Annotated in this window: 13 protein-coding genes; 8 read left to right on the top strand and 5 right to left on the bottom strand. The window is 45.8% G+C overall.

All coding sequences use genetic code 11. The annotated features are described in order from the left end of the window. Positions 1 to 29 precede the first annotated feature (29 nt). The 4 genes from H7968_RS04230 to H7968_RS04215 all read left to right on the top strand — a co-directional run bounded on the left by H7968_RS04230 (position 30) and on the right by H7968_RS04215 (position 3,576). Complete coding sequence (locus H7968_RS04230) at positions 30 to 509, top strand: peptide-methionine (S)-S-oxide reductase (RefSeq protein ID WP_227394980.1); 480 nt, start codon at positions 30 to 32, stop codon at positions 507 to 509. 218 nt (positions 510 to 727) lie between these two features. Beyond that, the gene (locus tag H7968_RS04225) at positions 728 to 1,276 is read left to right on the top strand and encodes a hypothetical protein (RefSeq protein WP_227394979.1); all 549 of its coding nucleotides are present in this window, start codon (positions 728 to 730) and stop codon (positions 1,274 to 1,276) included. A 257-nt stretch (positions 1,277 to 1,533) separates the two neighbouring features. Beyond that, complete coding sequence (locus H7968_RS04220; RefSeq protein ID WP_227394978.1) at positions 1,534 to 2,433, top strand: hypothetical protein; 900 nt, start codon at positions 1,534 to 1,536, stop codon at positions 2,431 to 2,433. A gap of 231 nt (positions 2,434 to 2,664) precedes the next feature. Beyond that, positions 2,665 to 3,576 (top strand): hypothetical protein, encoded by a 912-nt coding sequence (locus tag H7968_RS04215; RefSeq protein WP_227394977.1) that lies wholly within the window; start codon positions 2,665 to 2,667, stop codon positions 3,574 to 3,576. A 233-nt stretch (positions 3,577 to 3,809) separates the two neighbouring features. On the opposite strand, the gene H7968_RS04210 is transcribed toward H7968_RS04215, so the two are convergent. After that, positions 3,810 to 5,096: a histidine--tRNA ligase gene (locus H7968_RS04210; RefSeq protein ID WP_227394976.1), complete on the bottom strand. Its 1,287-nt coding sequence runs from the start codon at positions 5,094 to 5,096 to the stop codon at positions 3,810 to 3,812. Positions 5,097 to 5,648: 552 nt separating this feature from the next. Here H7968_RS04210 and H7968_RS04205 point away from each other — a divergent pair. Further along, complete coding sequence (locus H7968_RS04205) at positions 5,649 to 7,625, top strand: phospholipase D-like domain-containing protein (protein WP_227394975.1); 1,977 nt, start codon at positions 5,649 to 5,651, stop codon at positions 7,623 to 7,625. Positions 7,626 to 8,519: 894 nt separating this feature from the next. Next, positions 8,520 to 8,669 carry a hypothetical protein gene (locus tag H7968_RS04200; RefSeq protein ID WP_227394974.1) on the top strand — a complete coding sequence of 50 codons (150 nt, stop codon included), beginning with the start codon at positions 8,520 to 8,522 and terminating at the stop codon, positions 8,667 to 8,669. Positions 8,670 to 8,686: 17 nt separating this feature from the next. On the opposite strand, the gene H7968_RS04195 is transcribed toward H7968_RS04200, so the two are convergent. Next, a complete protein-coding gene (locus H7968_RS04195) occupies positions 8,687 to 9,436 on the bottom strand; it encodes a serine/threonine protein kinase (protein ID WP_227394973.1) in 750 nt (249 codons plus the stop codon). Between the two features lie 541 nt (positions 9,437 to 9,977). Between H7968_RS04195 and H7968_RS04190 the strand changes: the two genes are divergently transcribed. Both H7968_RS04190 and H7968_RS04185 read left to right on the top strand, forming a co-directional pair. Then, positions 9,978 to 11,720: a DEAD/DEAH box helicase gene (locus H7968_RS04190; RefSeq protein WP_227394972.1), complete on the top strand. Its 1,743-nt coding sequence runs from the start codon at positions 9,978 to 9,980 to the stop codon at positions 11,718 to 11,720. Positions 11,721 to 12,112: 392 nt separating this feature from the next. Beyond that, complete coding sequence (locus H7968_RS04185; RefSeq protein WP_227394971.1) at positions 12,113 to 12,511, top strand: hypothetical protein; 399 nt, start codon at positions 12,113 to 12,115, stop codon at positions 12,509 to 12,511. 240 nt (positions 12,512 to 12,751) lie between these two features. Here H7968_RS04185 and H7968_RS04180 read toward each other — a convergent pair whose 3' ends face one another. From H7968_RS04180 to H7968_RS04170, 3 genes are all read right to left on the bottom strand, one after another. Then, positions 12,752 to 13,750: a tRNA dihydrouridine synthase gene (locus H7968_RS04180; RefSeq protein WP_227394970.1), complete on the bottom strand. Its 999-nt coding sequence runs from the start codon at positions 13,748 to 13,750 to the stop codon at positions 12,752 to 12,754. Positions 13,751 to 14,080: 330 nt separating this feature from the next. Further along, positions 14,081 to 14,530, bottom strand: coding sequence for a hypothetical protein (locus H7968_RS04175; protein WP_227394969.1), 450 nt, complete (start codon positions 14,528 to 14,530; stop codon positions 14,081 to 14,083). A 137-nt stretch (positions 14,531 to 14,667) separates the two neighbouring features. Further along, positions 14,668 to 16,026, bottom strand: a complete 1,359-nt coding sequence (locus tag H7968_RS04170; protein WP_227394968.1) for a glycosyltransferase family 2 protein — start codon at positions 16,024 to 16,026, stop codon at positions 14,668 to 14,670. Between the last annotated feature and the right edge of the window lie 69 nt (positions 16,027 to 16,095).

The following is a 16,095-nucleotide window of genomic DNA, read 5'->3' as shown; positions in this document are numbered from 1 at the left end:
ACTTTAATTAAGAAAACGAGGTGAGTAACATGCAAACCATCTATTTCGCTGGAGGCTGCCTCTGGGGTGTGCAGGCATTTATCAAGACGCTGCCTGGTGTGACGTGGACGGAAGCGGGGCGGGCGAATGGTGCTGGTGAGACGCTTGAAGGTCCGTACGATGGCTATGCGGAATGTGTGAAGACGGTCTTTGATCCGGGTGTGGTTACGGTGGATCAGCTGATGGGTTATTTCTTTGAAATCATTGATCCGTATAGTGTGAACCGGCAGGGGGATGACGTTGGGGAGAAGTACAGAACCGGCGTGTGCAGTGAAGATCCCGCTCATTTAGAAGCAGCGAGCGCGTTTATACATAACAGACCCGACGCCGACCGGGTCGCTGTCGAAGTCCTGCCGCTCACCAACTACGTAAGAAGCGCCGAAGAACACCAGGACCGCCTGGCAAAATGCCCGGATGATTACTGTCACATACCTGAAGAGGTGTTGAATAAGTATAAGGTTGAGAGTTGAGGGTGGGGTATGTGAGGTTGTGGCCGGAGTTCATCAGGTTAGCCGCGACTTTCGTGAGGTTCTCGGGCAAGTTCGTGAGTTCCGTCCGCGGATTCGTGAGCTTGCGGGAAAGTTTGTGAGTTTAGTGTAAATAGACTCAGGGATTCTAAGAAGCTCATCATGTGTAATTTCGTTAATTGATCGAAAATATAAGCTAATTACCGGAAAAATCAGTTTGGGTGGTGGATCTCATAGGTCGAAAAAGTACATATCTGCTCATTGTATTGTCCATCGTTCTTGTGATTTCAGTGTCATTTAATATTTTCATTTATCAACAAAATCAAGCATTTAAAGGGCAGGGTGGGGCGTATTATGCCACTACTATCAAGAATGCGTTATTTGAACTTGAGACTGATCCTGAATTTTGGATCAATGAATTGGAAGCGCAATCTAGTGACACCGGTTTCGTAAGACATCAGGAACAGCTGAATTCCCTGGCCGGGGATATTCAGCGGATAAACGGGAATGTTGGTGTGATCGGAAATGAACTGGCTTTGTTGTCTAACTTTTACAGCGAGTTAGACAACGATGGTGAGACATCGAATGAAAATCTGGAGAGGCTTCAAATGGTCTATGAGTTTGTTTATCAGTCTCTGCTTCTCATTAATGATCATTTCAGTAATGGGGATCATCATCAATGGTATAGCGAGTTATCAGATTCAGAATCTCGTATCTCAACTACCGTATGGAATGAATATAAAAAATATGAAGAACGGCGCAATGATTGAATTTGTTGCTGAGGGGTGAAATTTTCCACGAGTCGGAGAAAATTCACTTCAGCCACTGTCGGATGCTCGACAACCTCTGCCACCGTCCATCCTCCACTTACAGCCTGAGTAATTAACTCTCATCGTTTAGCGGCGGACCAGTTTGTCTCTTGTGTCAGTCAGCTGTGGATCTATCATGGCATCCTCCTGTATGAGCGAAAAGGGGTTCATGTTTTGAATAAGATATTAGCAGCATATTAAGGGAGGAGCCTGTGTAAATGAAAACGATTGAGCTGACGAAATGGAGTGATGTGATTGTTCCGGAGGCTGCAAGGTCGACAGTAGCGGTCACAAATGATCATAAGATCCTTTTTCTTGCGGAGGGTTTTGATCAATCTCCAGCGTGGAACCACCTAACTTTTAGAGGGGATTTTGCTGTCCGTTTGGTTGATCAAGATCATGTGACGTCGATTGCAGTAAAGGATCTTCCTTTTGTGCCGGCTAAATTGGATACATTTAATGACGGCTCGGTTTTGATCGTATCAAGCACGTGCCGGAAAACAGGCGATGCGATTCAGCAGAATGCGAGGAGGTACTCACTCGACGGGGAGTGTCTGGATGAGTTCGTGCTCGGAGACGGGATTTCAAGGGTTGCGATCGATCATGAGAATACGATCTGGGTAGGCTATGATAAAAAAGGGGTAAAGGGCAGCCCTGATTGGAACAAGCCGATTGGCCAGTCAGGATTAGTGGCTTTCTCAGAAAAGGGAGAGGTCCTGTTCAAGCCGGAGTCGCTGGGCATTGATGAAGTAAAAGCGTTGAACGTGGGATACGCCGATGAAGTTTATGTTCATTACACCATGCTCTCACATTTTACTCATTTCGATCGATTTGAATTAGTGCAGCATGGATATCTAGATATAGATGTCGACATTGACGAATTGATTCTGCTGAATTGGAATGAGATGCTCGTATACGGCGCTGAAAAACTCTATCGACTTCACAGGAAGAATGAGTTTGAGGAGTATGAAAAAAGAGATGAGATCATGTTACAAGACAAACACGGAACCAAATTCGACATCAAAAAAACAACGATCAGAATGCGTGGAAAAGACTTGTTTTTAATACATGATGAAGGAATTTATCATAAAGAGGTGTTTCGAAGTTCGATTTTTTGATGATGGAGTGGGGTTGTGAGGTTACGAGGTGAGTTCCTCAGGTTAGCCGCGACTTTCGTGAGGTTAGAAGGCAAATTCGTGAGCTCCGTCCGCGAATTCGTCAGCTTGCGCGAAAGTTTGTGAGTTTAGTGTAAATAGAACTAGTCAAACAGGACGTTTAAGCTGGATCCATCCATCTGTGTATGATTCAGCTTAAACGTCTTTATTTATATGACGGAGGCGGATACATAGATGAAAACCATCGTTTTGAGTAAGTGGAGTGATGTGGTTGTTCCAGCAGAGAAGGTATACAATACAACCTTGACGCGTGATCAAAAGATTATCATTGTAGATGAGGATTTTACTCCATTTGTAAATTTGGATGAAAGGACGTTTAGTCAAGATTTTACAGTGAGGATCATCGATCGGAATGCCGTATCGACATTTGCTGTCAAAGATCTCCCTTTTATCCCTAATAAAATTGATACGTATACAGACGGCACAATTTTGCTCGCTTCATGCAGGTGCAGAAGAACAGAGGACTGGATTCAGCAAAATGCCAGGAGATACACAATGGATGGTGAATGTCTGGATGAGTTTGTGCTGGGAGACGGGATCTCTGACCTGGCGATTGATGATGAGAATACAATCTGGGTCGGCTATTTTGATGAGGGCGTATATGGAAACCTTGGTTGGGAAGAGCCGATTGGCTATTCAGGTATCGCTGTCTTTTCAGAAAAGGGTGAAGTCGTTTTCCGTCCAGAGTTGCCGATGATGTTTGAATTGCAGGGATTTAACGTCCAAAGTGCCGATCAAGTATTCGCCCATTATACGCTCATGTCATCCTTTGTTTACTTCGATCATTTCGAAGAAGTCCAGCATGATGAAATAGAAGAAAAAATCAGTTTCAGTCAATTTATATTGATTGATGCTGACACGATGCTTGTATACTGCTCGCAACGGTTAAACTTTCTAATTCTCAAAAGGTCTAACGGTGAGTTTCGACTAGAAAACACGGTTATGTTGAAAGACGAACATGGAAAAGAACTGGAGCATAAAAATGCCTCGATCCGCATGCGCGGCAACCATTTGTTTTTGATGAATAGTAAAGGAATTTATCACGCAGAAGTTTCTTTGGATTCGGTTATTGAGGTTGAGGAGTGAGTTTGTAAGGTTGGGTGTAGAGTTCCTCAGGTGACCCGCGACTTTCGTGAGGTTCTCGGGCAAGTTCGCAAGTTCCGTCCGCGGATTCGTCAGCTTGCGCAAAAGTTTGTGAGTTTAGTGTAAATAGACCCACCCCAGTGCACGCAATGTTTCGCTCGCCGAATGAAACAAAATATACGTCCCCGTGATTCAAAAACACCCGCTCAACTACTCAGCGGGTGTCTTGTTTATGCTCAAAACTTGAATTCAAACTCCTCATCTTCTCCAGTCACCATGTCTTTCACCCGGTACTTGTTTTCACTCACTTCTTTTTCTCCAAGTACGACTACATATCTGATACTTTCTTTGTTTGCCCGCTCCATCGCTTTGCCGACTTTTTTGCGGCCGAATTCTGTTTCAACCCGCAAACCATTTTTCCTTAGGGCTCTGGCCAGTACGAGCGCTTCCTTCTCCGTGTTGAGAGGTATTAAGTAAAGATCCACTAATGGTGAGTTGCTCTCGTTTTTAGTCAACACGTTCAGTGCTGTACAAATGACATCTACTCCGAATGATAGTCCAACTGTGGGATATCGTGTTTCACTGCCCATCAGCCCGCCGATCGCATCATCGTAGCGGCCACCGCTGCCAATACTTGAACTTAATACCGAGTTGTCTTTTAAAAACACTTCATAAATGGTCCCTGTATAGATTTCAAGCCCTCTCGCTAAAAAGGGATTAAATAGACAGCGGTCATCTATTCCAAGCGCTGATAAATAGCCTTGAAGCTCCTCCAGCTCCTGAACACCTTCCAACGTCTGCTCATTTTTTTCAACGATTTCCGATTGAAAATACGTAAGTGATTTTGCTTCTGGGTTAGTCAATAAATCCTTTATTAATACAACTGCCTGATCAGGTATTTCTTTTTCTGTAAGCTCTTTTACCACATTCTCAACACCGATTTTCTCCACTTTATCAAGACTCAACACAACTGTTGTTACAAGTTTTTTCGGTACGCCAAAACCTTCGAGAACACCGCCGAGCAACTTGCGATTATTGTACTGAATCAAGATATCCAGCCCAAGCTTTTCAAAAACATCTGCTGCAAGAAGCATCAGTTCTGCTTCTGCTGCCTGAGATTTGATGCCGGTAATATCAATATCCGCTTGCGTAAACTCGCGATTTCGCCCTGTTTTAATCGGCCCGTCACGAAACACCTTGCCAATCTCATACCGCTTGAACGGCATCCGCAAAGCAGGATTCATCGCGATCACTTTACTAAAAGGAATCGTTAAGTCATAACGCAAAGCCAGATCCCTTTCACCGCGGTCACTCAGTCTATACATCTCCTTGAGAATCTCAGCACCTCCACCATACTTACTCGCCATAAGCGATGTATAGTTCAAAATCGGCGTCTCAAAAGGCTGGCAGCCATAGGCCTCACATGTCTCCTCAATGGTCTGCTTCACCCGGCGCTGGATCACCGCCTCATTTCCAACATAATCCTGTGTCCCTTTCACATTCTGATAATCCATCTTTTTCATGTTCATGCCTCCCTAAATAGTTGAAAATAAAAAGAACCCCACGAGAAACGGAAACACGTTTTCTCATGCGGTTCATGATAAATAGCCCTTCACAATGATCAAATTCTTAGATCAATAACGTGAAAGGCTAGTTGTGATGATGAAGATTCATACTGCAGATTTGAAATAGGCTATACATAAAATCATCTCCCTGATTGACAATATCATACATGGCGGAGGTGGGGATGTAAATGGTGAATTATATTTTTGTGTTTTTAAAGTTTGTGAAGTTGGATATAGAGTTCGTCAGGTTACCCGCGACTTTCGTGAGGTTCTCGGGCAAGTTCGTGAGTTCCGTCCGCGAATTCGTCAGCTTGCGCGAAAGTTTGTGAGTTTAGTGTAAATAGACCCACCCCAGTGCACGCAATGTTTCGCTCTCCGAATGAAACAAAATATACGTCCCCGTGTTTCACGTGACTCAAAAAATATTTACAAACAATTAATAATAAACAAACACTTATATAAGCAACTCCTTTATACTAGTGGAGTACTAATTGATAAGGAGCTGTGATGATGAGGAAGTATTTGAGTCGGTCGTTAATTGTTGTGCTGGTCATGTCGTTTTTTGTTCCTGGTTATGTAAGTGAAGAGAGCGTTCAGGCGGTTACTCCGAATGACGTGGTCATCAGTGAGGTTGCGTGGATGGGTACGACGTACAGTTATTCGGATGAGTGGATGGAGCTTTCGAATTCTACATCGGAGAGTGTTGATGTAACAGGCTGGACTTTAGCTGCACAGGATGGTTCGCCTTCTATTACGTTGGAGGGGCAAATTCCTGCTAATGGGTCTTATCTGATGGAGAAGACCGATGATGTTGCGGTTCCTGGTGTGGCTGCTGATTTAGTGTACAGCGGTTCGCTCGGTAATACGGGTGAAGTATTGGAGCTGCGTGATGCCGGGGGTGTGTTAATCGATTCGGTTGATGCCTGGTACGGTGGTGATAATACATCTAAAGCCACAATGGAAAGAGTGGATCTTTCAGGTTCAGGCACGGTTGCTGAAAGCTGGAGCACTGCAACAGCAGCCTATGATGGCGGCTATGGCACGCCTGCTAACAGTACAACAGTTAATAATGGCGGTTCGACGGGAAGCAATGTCTGTGGTGACACAACAGAGCATTTGAATAATGTTTCAGAGCAATTATATGCGATTAATGTTTACTTTAATAAATGTGCGCTATCTGAATATGCGACTTCTGGAAATGCGGCAAATCATAATGTGAATCTTGAAGACCGTTTAATTGAGCGATTGAATGAGGCTACCACAAGTATTGATTTTGCCACGTATGAAATTAATTTACCACGTGTGGTTGATACGCTGATCAACAAGGCGGCTGAAGGGATAGATGTGCGTGTGATCGCTGATGCGAAGGATGCGGCAGATCCTCATTATGCAGATCGCTTTACAGTGATGCGATTATACATAGAGAAAATGGTGCGTGGCCGGGATGGTACGCTTGGCACCGGAGATGATATTCAGGTTTTTTCTGATTCTGCTATGCTCGCAGTAGAGGATGCGGCATTGCGAACATCGTATGGATTGCCTGCAGAACCAAGTGACTTTGAGTATGGCACTTATACGATTGGAAGTACGGACTATACAGGATATTTATTTGTGGACGCTGAGCAAAAAACAGATGGTACTTACTATTCTCCAGGTGTTCAAATGCACAACAAGTTTGCCGTTGTGGATGATAAATGGGTATTTACCGGCAGCTGGAACTTTACTGTAACAGGGCTTTACGGTTCAGAGGAAAATATGGCAAACGGCGTACTTGGCGGAAATCAGCAGCACGTTGTAGAGCTCCATGCACCTGAAGTGGCAAATGCCTATGAAACGGAATTTAACGAAATGTGGGGCAGCAATACGCTGATCCCGGATGCAATGATTTCTAATTTCGGTACCGGAAAAACAGACAATACCCAGCATATCTTTGATGTAGGCGGCAAAATGGTAGAGGTTTATTTCTCTACAGGTGATGATGCACTGGGCCGTATGAGAGAGCTGGTTAAAAATGAAGCAGATCTCAATGCTTATTTCACCATCTTTGCCTGGAGCGATCAGGGTCTTGTCGACGAGCTGAAACATAAATATGAAGGCTCCTACAATGATCTCGAGGGCACGCTTACCGGTTTTGATGTAAAAGGGCTGTTTGACTACAGCTTCTGGAACCAGTGGTGGAGTGCAAGCGTGGATATGACCGGCCGCACAGCCAGTCAGACAAGCGTCGATAATCCAAATACACGCTGGGCAAACCCTGCACCGGTTTATAAAGCAAACGAAGACCGTAAACTTCACAGCAAAACCATGATCATCGATGCGGACACTACGAGTGACCCGACAGTCGTGGTCGGATCAACAAACTGGAGCAACAACGGCAACAACGTAAATGACGAAAACATGCTCATCATTCATGACACTAACATCGTCAACCAATTCGTTCAGGAATTCAATGCACGCTACCTGAATGCGGGCGGAACAATAAACTGATACAAAAAACGCAAATGCTGCATCATTCGGTCTACGGATGAGAGGCATTTGCGTTTTTGGTGTGGGTAGGGTTTATGAGGTCAGGGTTGGAATTCGTCAGTTTAACCGCGACTTTTGTGAGGTTAGAAGGCAAGTTCGTGAGCTCCGTCCGCGGATTCGTGAGCTTGCGGGAAAGTTTGTGAGTTTAGTGTAAATAGGCCTAAGCCTCCCCGGACAGATATGGTGCCGCTGACCAATGTGAGTTTCCCAAGGAAATTCGTGAGTTTAGCCGCGACTTTTGTAAGGTTCTCAGGCAAGTTCGTGAGCTCCGTCCGCGGATTCGTCAGTTTGCAAGAAAGTTTGTGAGTTTAGTGTAAATAGGCCTACGCCTCCCCGGACTGAAATGGTGCCGCTGACCAACGTGAGTTTCCCAAGGAAATTCGTCAGTTTAGCCGCGACTTTCGTGAGGTTCTCAGGCAAGTTCGTGAGTTCCGTCCGCGGATTCGTGAGCTTGCGGGAAAGTTTGTGAGTTTAGTGTAAATAGGCCTACGCCTCCCCGGCCTGAGATGGTGTGCTGACCATCGTGAATTTCCCAAGGAAATTCGTCAGTTTAGCCGCGACTTTCGTGAGGTTCTCAGGCAAGTTCGTGAGTTCCGTCCGCGGATTCGTCAGTTTGCGGGAAAATTTGTGAGTTTAGTGTAATAAGACCTACACCACAACACTGTTTTCAAAGCAATCTCGTACCCGCATTTCAAGGGATATTAGTTGTACAAATTCTTTATCCACCGTATGCTCATTATAGAGGGTGTATTTGTCTGGAGAGTAAGAACACCTCTACTCAAAAGGAGGATGCTTAAATGTTTAAAAAGATCATGAAAGGCATTTCGAAAGAGTTGAGTAAGCGGGGAAGCAGCAGTGGGCGCAGAAGATCTTATCGTCACGGCTCAAGCAGCGGAAAAAGACGCAAGTATTACGGAAGCAGCAGTAGCAGCCGCCGAGGCCGCAATCCTATGTATGGCTCACACCATTACAAAAAGAAAAGACACTACTCAAGCAGCTGATTGACAGACTGAAGACTCCGTTTATGACGGAGTCTTTTTAGTGGGCTGGCTGATTAGATTATCTATATCTTCAAGAACCTCTTCACAATGGTAGTAAGGACGTTCAATCTTCAACAGCCGTTTCAGCAGCAGTGTGGTCTGTGGATGCAGGCGGAGCTCCTCGGTCCATGGCTGGTTTCTCTTCGTGTCCCCCTCATAAGACGAGTAAAGCAGAAATAGCAGGAAATCACCCAGATCAAAAAAGTCATCCTGTGCGAGCAGTTCGCACTCTTTCAGATCTCCGTCTCTAAGCGTATTCGCCAGACCGAAATCGATCAGGTGGACCTCTTCCCCATGAAGCAGCACATTTGGAATCCTGATGTCCCCATGAAAAATGCCATTCTGATGGATATAACAAACGATTTCCGTCAGCTTTTTCAAAAGCGCCAGACATTCCTTCTCTGAATATTGCTGTCCTGACGCAAACAATGTGTCCTCCACATTTTTGCCCTCAACAAACTCCATGGAAAAGAATACTTCCTCGCCATGGGAGAACGCCTCTATAAAAGCCGGAATGCCAGGATGATTCAGCTGTTGAAGAATCTCCGTCTCTTTTGCGTAATTCTCTATATTTTCCTTCCGCTTGCTTTTTCGCATCTGCTTCACAACGCATTTATTGTCCGTGTTCAAATCCTCACACAAATAAATGATCCCATAACTCCCATTCTGCAACACTTTCTCAATTTGATACCGCCCCGCCAGAATCTCATTGACCGAATATCGACGGTCCATGATCCGCTGCCGCACCCTTTTAACCAACCAATGTACAGCTTCCATACGCACCTCTGAGTTTTGTTTGTTTTTATCATATCAAATTGGGGTGGTGGGATGAATTCGTGAGGTTAGCGGGAGAGTTTGTGAGGTTCGGCGGCAGATTCGTGAGTTGCGTGTGCGAGTTCGTAAGCTTGCGGGAAAGTTTGTGAGTTTAGTGTAAAAGGACCTACGTCGCCACGGCTTCCTCTCAAGAAAAATGGTTCCCTTGATCAACGTGAGCTCACGATGGAAATTCGTCAGGTGAGACGCGAAGTTTGTGAGGTTAAAGACCAAGTTCGTCAGCTGCGGCCGCGTATTCGTGAGGTTACAGCCGGAGTTTGTGAGTTTAGTGAAAAAAGTCCCGAACAGTATGTTGGTTGAATTTCGTTCTTCGAATGATACATGATCTCCGTCCCCGCGTTTCTTTTTCGTCCCACGAATGATTCAAAATATACGTCCCCACGCCTCACGCATAACCCTTATAATAGAATCAAGATTTACATCGAAAGGAGAACCATCATTGAATGCATTACCGACTGAAGAGGAAATTAGACAGACGGCGGAGCTGCTGGTACATACATATGGCGTGAAAATGAATAGCCTGATGAAGCTGATGGGCAGAGAGCGGTATAAGGAGCTGGTTCGCGTGTTCAGGGATTTGCGTGAGCCGGCGGCGGATGAGGTCCGGATTGCGCAGATGTTGATTGTGGAGAAGGGACCGTATTTATTTGCGGGCAGCAGTGAGGAGGTTCGCGATTTGCGGATTCATTTGCTGCGACAGCTTTCTGAGGAGAGGTTGATGGCGCTTTATGAGCGGAATAAGGTGCAGGGGAAGGCGATTACGTCTCCGACTTATATGCGCACGGCGCTTGCGAAAAAGAAGTGGCTCATTGGTGGCAGATGGGCACGTGATTTTGTGACGGCATTTGATTTTCCACTTGTGTTCTCAGGCATTTCGATTCCAAAGGATCACAGCACGGATGCGATTCAGGATATTGAGCCGAGGCGTGCGGTTCCGAAGCTTGTGGAGTACCAGGTTGGCTTAAAAAGCCGGATGCTGGAGGTTTTGAATAAGGAACAGGATAAAACCCGATGTGTTGTGACGCTGCCAACCGGGGGCGGGAAGACGCGTGTTGCGGTTGAGAGCTTTATTGACTGGATGCAGCCACGGTTTGAGCAGGGTAAATATATGCTGTGGATCGCGCAGGGCGAGGAGCTTTGCGAGCAGGCGATTTCCTGTATCAGCGAAATGTGGCAGGAGCGCGAATTCCCTGAAGCACTGAGGATTTACCGCTTTTTTGGCGGTAAGAAGTTTGAGGTGGAGGATATGATTGGCGGTGCGGTGATCGCGAGTATCCAGCAGCTTTATTCCCGGATCCAGAGCGGGGATGAGGCGCTTGAGGAGATTCTGGCAAACTGCGGCGCGATGATTATTGATGAAGCCCACCATGCTACGGCAAAAAGCTATCGTGCATTGTTTGACAGAGCAAGGGAGCTTGCGGGAGATGACCTGTTTCCGATTTGCGGTCTCACTGCCACTCCGGGCCGCAGCAACGACGAAACGATGAAGCTTGTCGATCAGTTCGATGCCTATCTCATCCATCCTTCATTCCCGGATATGAAGGAGTATAACGATCATCCGCTTCGCTATTTTAGGAAAGAGGGTTATTTAGCGGAGCCGGTTTTCATCCTGCATGAGGACGGGGTGGAAACCGAGGTGACAGATGATCTGTTCAATCAGGACGACCACGATCTCAGCTCGGAATTTCTGCAGATACTTGCTGCTGATCAAACTCGTAACCTGCAAATCATCAACTATATGAAATCGATTCCGGAAGGCTCGTCATCATTAGTGTATGCCTGCACCGTTCAGCATGCCGAGTTTCTGGCGATGACGATGAACGCCATCGGCCGTAAATCTGCGGTCATTTCGGCAGACACACCAAAGCCGATCCGCCGCATGCACATCAGCGCATTTAAAAAAGGGGACATCGAATTTCTCTTTAACTATGGCGTTCTGACCACGGGTTTTGACGCGCCGAGAACCGATCATCTCATCATCTGCCGGCCAACCTCAAGCATCATTCTCTATGAACAAATGGTCGGCCGTGGCCTGCGTGGGCACCGCTTCGGCGGCACCGAAACGTGTAAAATCATCGACTTCTCAACCAACATCCGCCGCCACGGCGAACCGCTGGCATACGCGAGATTTTTGAAGGAGTGGGATGTGAAGGTAGTAGGTGGAAGGGAGCTTGTGAGGTAGAGGGGCTGTGGGGTTTGTGAGGTTGTGTGGTGGATTCGTGAGGTGAGCGGGAGAGTTTGTGAGGTTAGGCGGCCGGTTCGTGAGGTTAACGTGAAAGTTTGTGAGCTTGCGCAGGAATTCGTGAGTTTAGTGTAAAAGGACCTACTACCGCCCACGGCCGCTCTGACTCCCGAATCCAATGTGAGCTCACGATGGAAATTCGTCAGTTTACCCGCGAAGTTTGTGAGGTTAAAGCCAAAGTTCGTCAGCTTCCCCCGCGGATTCGTCAGTTTACAGCTAAAGTTTGTGAGGTTAGTGAAAATAGACCTGCACTTCGCAGAGTATTTCGTTTGTCGAATGATTCAAAATATACGTCCCCATGCTTCATTTAACTAAAAAAGGAGTTGTTCATAATGAACCCGCTATTAGTAGCAGCTGAACTGCATAAATTTATTCATTCTCTCGGGCGGATGAGGACAAACCTCCCGGAGAAATCATTCAATATTGGTTACAAGCCTTTTTCTTTTATGGGGCAGCAGAGCAAATTCGTGTCAATCATCGGGGATAAAAATTATCAGTGCGTGATCATTCACGTTGACCCGGGAAAGCCGTCGTCGACAAAGGGGATCAGCATTCAGGAGGAACTGCACCAAATCTTTCGTTTTAATATTGATGAAATGCGGAAATTTAAGCGTAAAAGCCACGAGGTCTATATTCCTTTTGAGGTGATTTCAACGAAGGAAAGAATGGAAGTCTTAAAGGGATTATTCGGAAAATGTATGAGGACATTAAAGGGTCAGGGTTATGAGTGATGATTCTGATTCCAAAGGTTGTAGTTCAAATTCGCCAGGTTACCCGCGAAGTTTGTGGGGTTAAAGCCCAAGTTCGTAAGTTTACACCGCGGATTCGTGAGCATACAGCGGAAGTTCGTCATTTCAGTGAAATTAGACTTACGTTTTACGGATGTATTTCGTTTAACGAATGATTCAAAATATACGTCCCCAAAAACCAAGAAAGAGAAGAGCCGCAACCAGCTCTTCTCTTTCTTATCATCAGGAAACCGAAAATCCTTCTTCTTCCTTCACACCGTTTTTCTCTGTGAATTCATCTAGCAGTGCGCGTACGTCATCTGTGGATTCTGTTTCCATCAGGCGGTTGCGCAGCTCGCCGGCACCGCGGAATCCGCGTACGTAAATTTTGAAGAAGCGTCGAAGCGGCTTGAATGCGCGCGGCTCGAGTTCTTCATTATATTTGTCGTGCAGATCCAGCTGCAGGCGAAGCAGATCAAGCAATTCTTCACTTGAATGCTCTTTCTTTTCCTTTTCAAAGGCAAATGGATTATGGAAAATGCCGCGGCCGATCATGACACCGTCAATGCCATACTTTTCAGCAAGCTCAAGACCCATTTGGCGGTCTTCGATATCCCCGTTGATGGTCAGAAGTGTGTGTGGAGCAATCTCATCACGCAGCTTCTTGATCTCAGGAATGAGCTCCCAGTGTGCGGGCACGTTACTCATTTCTTTTTTCGTGCGAAGGTGGATCGACAGGTTGGCAATATCCTGCTCGAGAATATGCTTCAGCCAGTCATGCCACTCATCAACAGACGTGTAGCCGAGGCGCGTCTTCACGCTGACAGGCAGTCCGCCCGCTTTTGCCGCCTCAATAATCTCAGCAGCCGTATCAGGACGACGGATCAGGCCGGAGCCCTTGCCGTTCGCCGCAACGTTCTGCACAGGACACCCCATATTAATATCCACACCGCGGAAGCCCATCTCCGCCATCCCGATACTCATCTGGCGGAAATACTCAGGCTTATCGCCCCAGATATGCGCAACCATCGGCTGTTCATCCTCTGTAAACGTCAAACGGCCCTTCACACTATCCTTACCACGCGGATGACAATAGCTCTCCGAATTCGTAAACTCCGTAAAAAACACATCAGGCCGTGCCGCCTCACTCACCACATGACGGAACACCACATCCGTCACAGCCTCCATCGGTGCAAGCACAAAAAACGGCTTCGGCAGCTCAAGCCAAAAATTATCCTTCATATCTATCTGAACCCTTTCCTTAAGGGAAATCACTTCCCGGAATCTATATACCGTAGACCTGGGCCTACACAAAAACGCAGACAGGGACAAATCCCCCTCTACATCACCATGACAAAAGCAGACTTCAATCAGTATATACTTTACTGCGATCTGGGGAAAAGTGCAAGGGAGTGAATCGGATAAAGGAGTGGTTGGGCATGAAAATACAGGCAGGAAAAAGATTCATTTATTCTGCAAAACAAAACAGCGGTGCAACGGTGCACTGCTGTTTTATTTTGGTTTTTAATCAGTGCTCCTGAGGAATGGTCTGGAGCTGATGTGGTCAGTTGACTAGTTTTTGAGTTGTTTTTTTAACAGGTGGATTTCTTTATCGTGGATCATGTATTTGTGCATCAGGTAGTCGTGGTTTAGATTATTTTCGTCCTGCTTGTCCGCAATAAGCTTCAGCATAGACATGATCTCTCTTTGGCGCTCATTTTCCATGTGCTCGAGCTGACCTCTGATTTCTACGAATTGGACATCGAATTGATCCAGCCTTGCATCAATCCCATCTAATCGGTGATCGATTCCATCTAACCGCTGATCGATTTGCCGGAAACGGGTATCGATCTTTTTAAACTGACCGTCAATCTGTTGGAAACGGCTATCGATCTTTTCAAACTGCCCATCAATCTGCTGAAAGCGGTCATCAATCTTTTCAAACTGCCCATCAATTTTTTCAAACCGCTCATCCATCGTCTTCTGAAGCCCGGCAATTGCCTTCAGGATTTCATTCTCCATTTTCTCACCTCCTCAATATTGTTCTATTATAAAATGCCGAATTGAATATGTATAGTCGGGGAAAAGTTAGTAGCAAGACAGACCCCACGCCACAGTAGAACTGGGATCAAGCCCTGTTCTACTGTAGCATGAAAGGTTTACATTCCACGTGCAGGAGCGTGGTATTTGCGGCCTGTACGGGCGACTTTGTTCCAGTCTTTGTTGAAGAAGTAGGAGATGCTGCCATGCATGACCGGGTACATGAGAGCGAAGCGGAAGATGAGAATATCGAATAGAATCGTTCCTATAAGCTCGGTAAGCTCCTGTTTGTTCAGGTGATATCCATAGCTTCGGCTCATGAAAATGGCGGACAGGTTATAAATAATGGCAAAGCAAATATAAAACAGATAGAAGGTGAGATAGTGATACAGGTCTCCATTTTCAAAAAAGATCAGGTCGGTCAGGATCAGTCCAGTGACCAGGTACGTTGACACGGTTCCGACTAAAAATGACTCGATAATAAAAAACAGGGATAGCGGCTTGGTCAAAATCGTTTTGGCGAAGAAGCTCCGGAAATGGATCAGGCAGTCTATAAATGCTTTTTGCCATCGGATCCGCTGTTTGAAGAAGTCACGCCAGTTTTCAGGCAGCTCTGTAAAGCAGACGGATTCCGGAATGAATACAATTTTTTGATCTTTCCTATTTGAAATGGCCTGGTGAATCCGCAGTGTGATGTCAATATCCTCGCCGATTGTTGATCGATAGCCGCCGACACTGATGAGCATATCCTTTCTGAAAATGCCAAAAGCACCGGAAATGATCGATAGGGACTGCAAGCGGGACAGTGAGATTTTTGAAATATAAAACCCTTTGAGAAAATCGAGCATCTGGGCTCTGATTAAAAGATTTGCAGCTTTAATAGATAGCGGGGTGCGAGCTTTTTGAGATCGTGTTTGCAGCACGTGAACCATTCCGCCGGCTGCGACGACTTCAGGCTGTTGAAATTTTGCATTGACGACAGGCAGAGCCTCCTCTGATAAAAGGGTATCTGCATCGAGTGTAATAATCAGTTCTTTACTGGCATATTCAATCCCGGTATTCAGTGCATCCGCTTTTCCGCCATTCACCTTATCAATCACGTAAAAGTTTGGATAAATAGACGACTGGTAACAGCCGGTTACTTTTTTATGCGTCAGGTTGTTTGCCCGGGTGATCGAAACAGGTTCCAATTTTAAAAAATCTATTAAGCGCTCCATCGTATCATCACTGGAGCCATCATTTATATAGATAACCTCGTAGGAAGAATAGGGCAGTGAGTTCATGCTTTGCACCGAGGTGTCGATAAACGCCTGCTCATTAAAGCATGGAATCAGAATGCTGATGCCGTGTTCCTTTTCAGGTTTATGGTTTAATGTTACAGCCTCTCCGCTGCGTCGAAATGAGGGGAGACAATTGATTAAATGTAAAACTGGAAATAAGATACACAATACAAATAAAGCGTTCACAAAAAGATCCATCAATATCCTCCCAATCAATGAAATTCGAATTTACACAATTATTTATCCTACGGACTTTTACATAACTCG

It is taken from the genome of Jeotgalibacillus aurantiacus, from assembly GCF_020595125.1.
GTDB lineage: Bacteria > Bacillota > Bacilli > Bacillales > Jeotgalibacillaceae > Jeotgalibacillus > Jeotgalibacillus aurantiacus.
The sequence above is the reverse complement of the archived record's forward strand: the minus strand, read 5'-3'. Positions and strand labels throughout refer to the sequence as shown.

Coding starts and splice junctions, on each gene's coding strand:
- H7968_RS04195 (WP_227394973.1), bottom strand. CDS start 9,436: ATGGACCGTCGATATTCGGTCAATGAGATTCTGGCGGGGCGGTATCAA.
- H7968_RS04210 (WP_227394976.1), bottom strand. CDS start 5,096: ATGAAAAAGATGGATTATCAGAATGTGAAAGGGACACAGGATTATGTT.
- H7968_RS04220 (WP_227394978.1), top strand. CDS start 1,534: ATGAAAACGATTGAGCTGACGAAATGGAGTGATGTGATTGTTCCGGAG.
- H7968_RS04180 (WP_227394970.1), bottom strand. CDS start 13,750: ATGAAGGATAATTTTTGGCTTGAGCTGCCGAAGCCGTTTTTTGTGCTT.
- H7968_RS04170 (WP_227394968.1), bottom strand. CDS start 16,026: ATGGATCTTTTTGTGAACGCTTTATTTGTATTGTGTATCTTATTTCCA.
- H7968_RS04215 (WP_227394977.1), top strand. CDS start 2,665: ATGAAAACCATCGTTTTGAGTAAGTGGAGTGATGTGGTTGTTCCAGCA.
- H7968_RS04205 (WP_227394975.1), top strand. CDS start 5,649: ATGAGGAAGTATTTGAGTCGGTCGTTAATTGTTGTGCTGGTCATGTCG.
- H7968_RS04230 (WP_227394980.1), top strand. CDS start 30: ATGCAAACCATCTATTTCGCTGGAGGCTGCCTCTGGGGTGTGCAGGCA.
- H7968_RS04175 (WP_227394969.1), bottom strand. CDS start 14,530: ATGGAGAATGAAATCCTGAAGGCAATTGCCGGGCTTCAGAAGACGATG.
- H7968_RS04185 (WP_227394971.1), top strand. CDS start 12,113: ATGAACCCGCTATTAGTAGCAGCTGAACTGCATAAATTTATTCATTCT.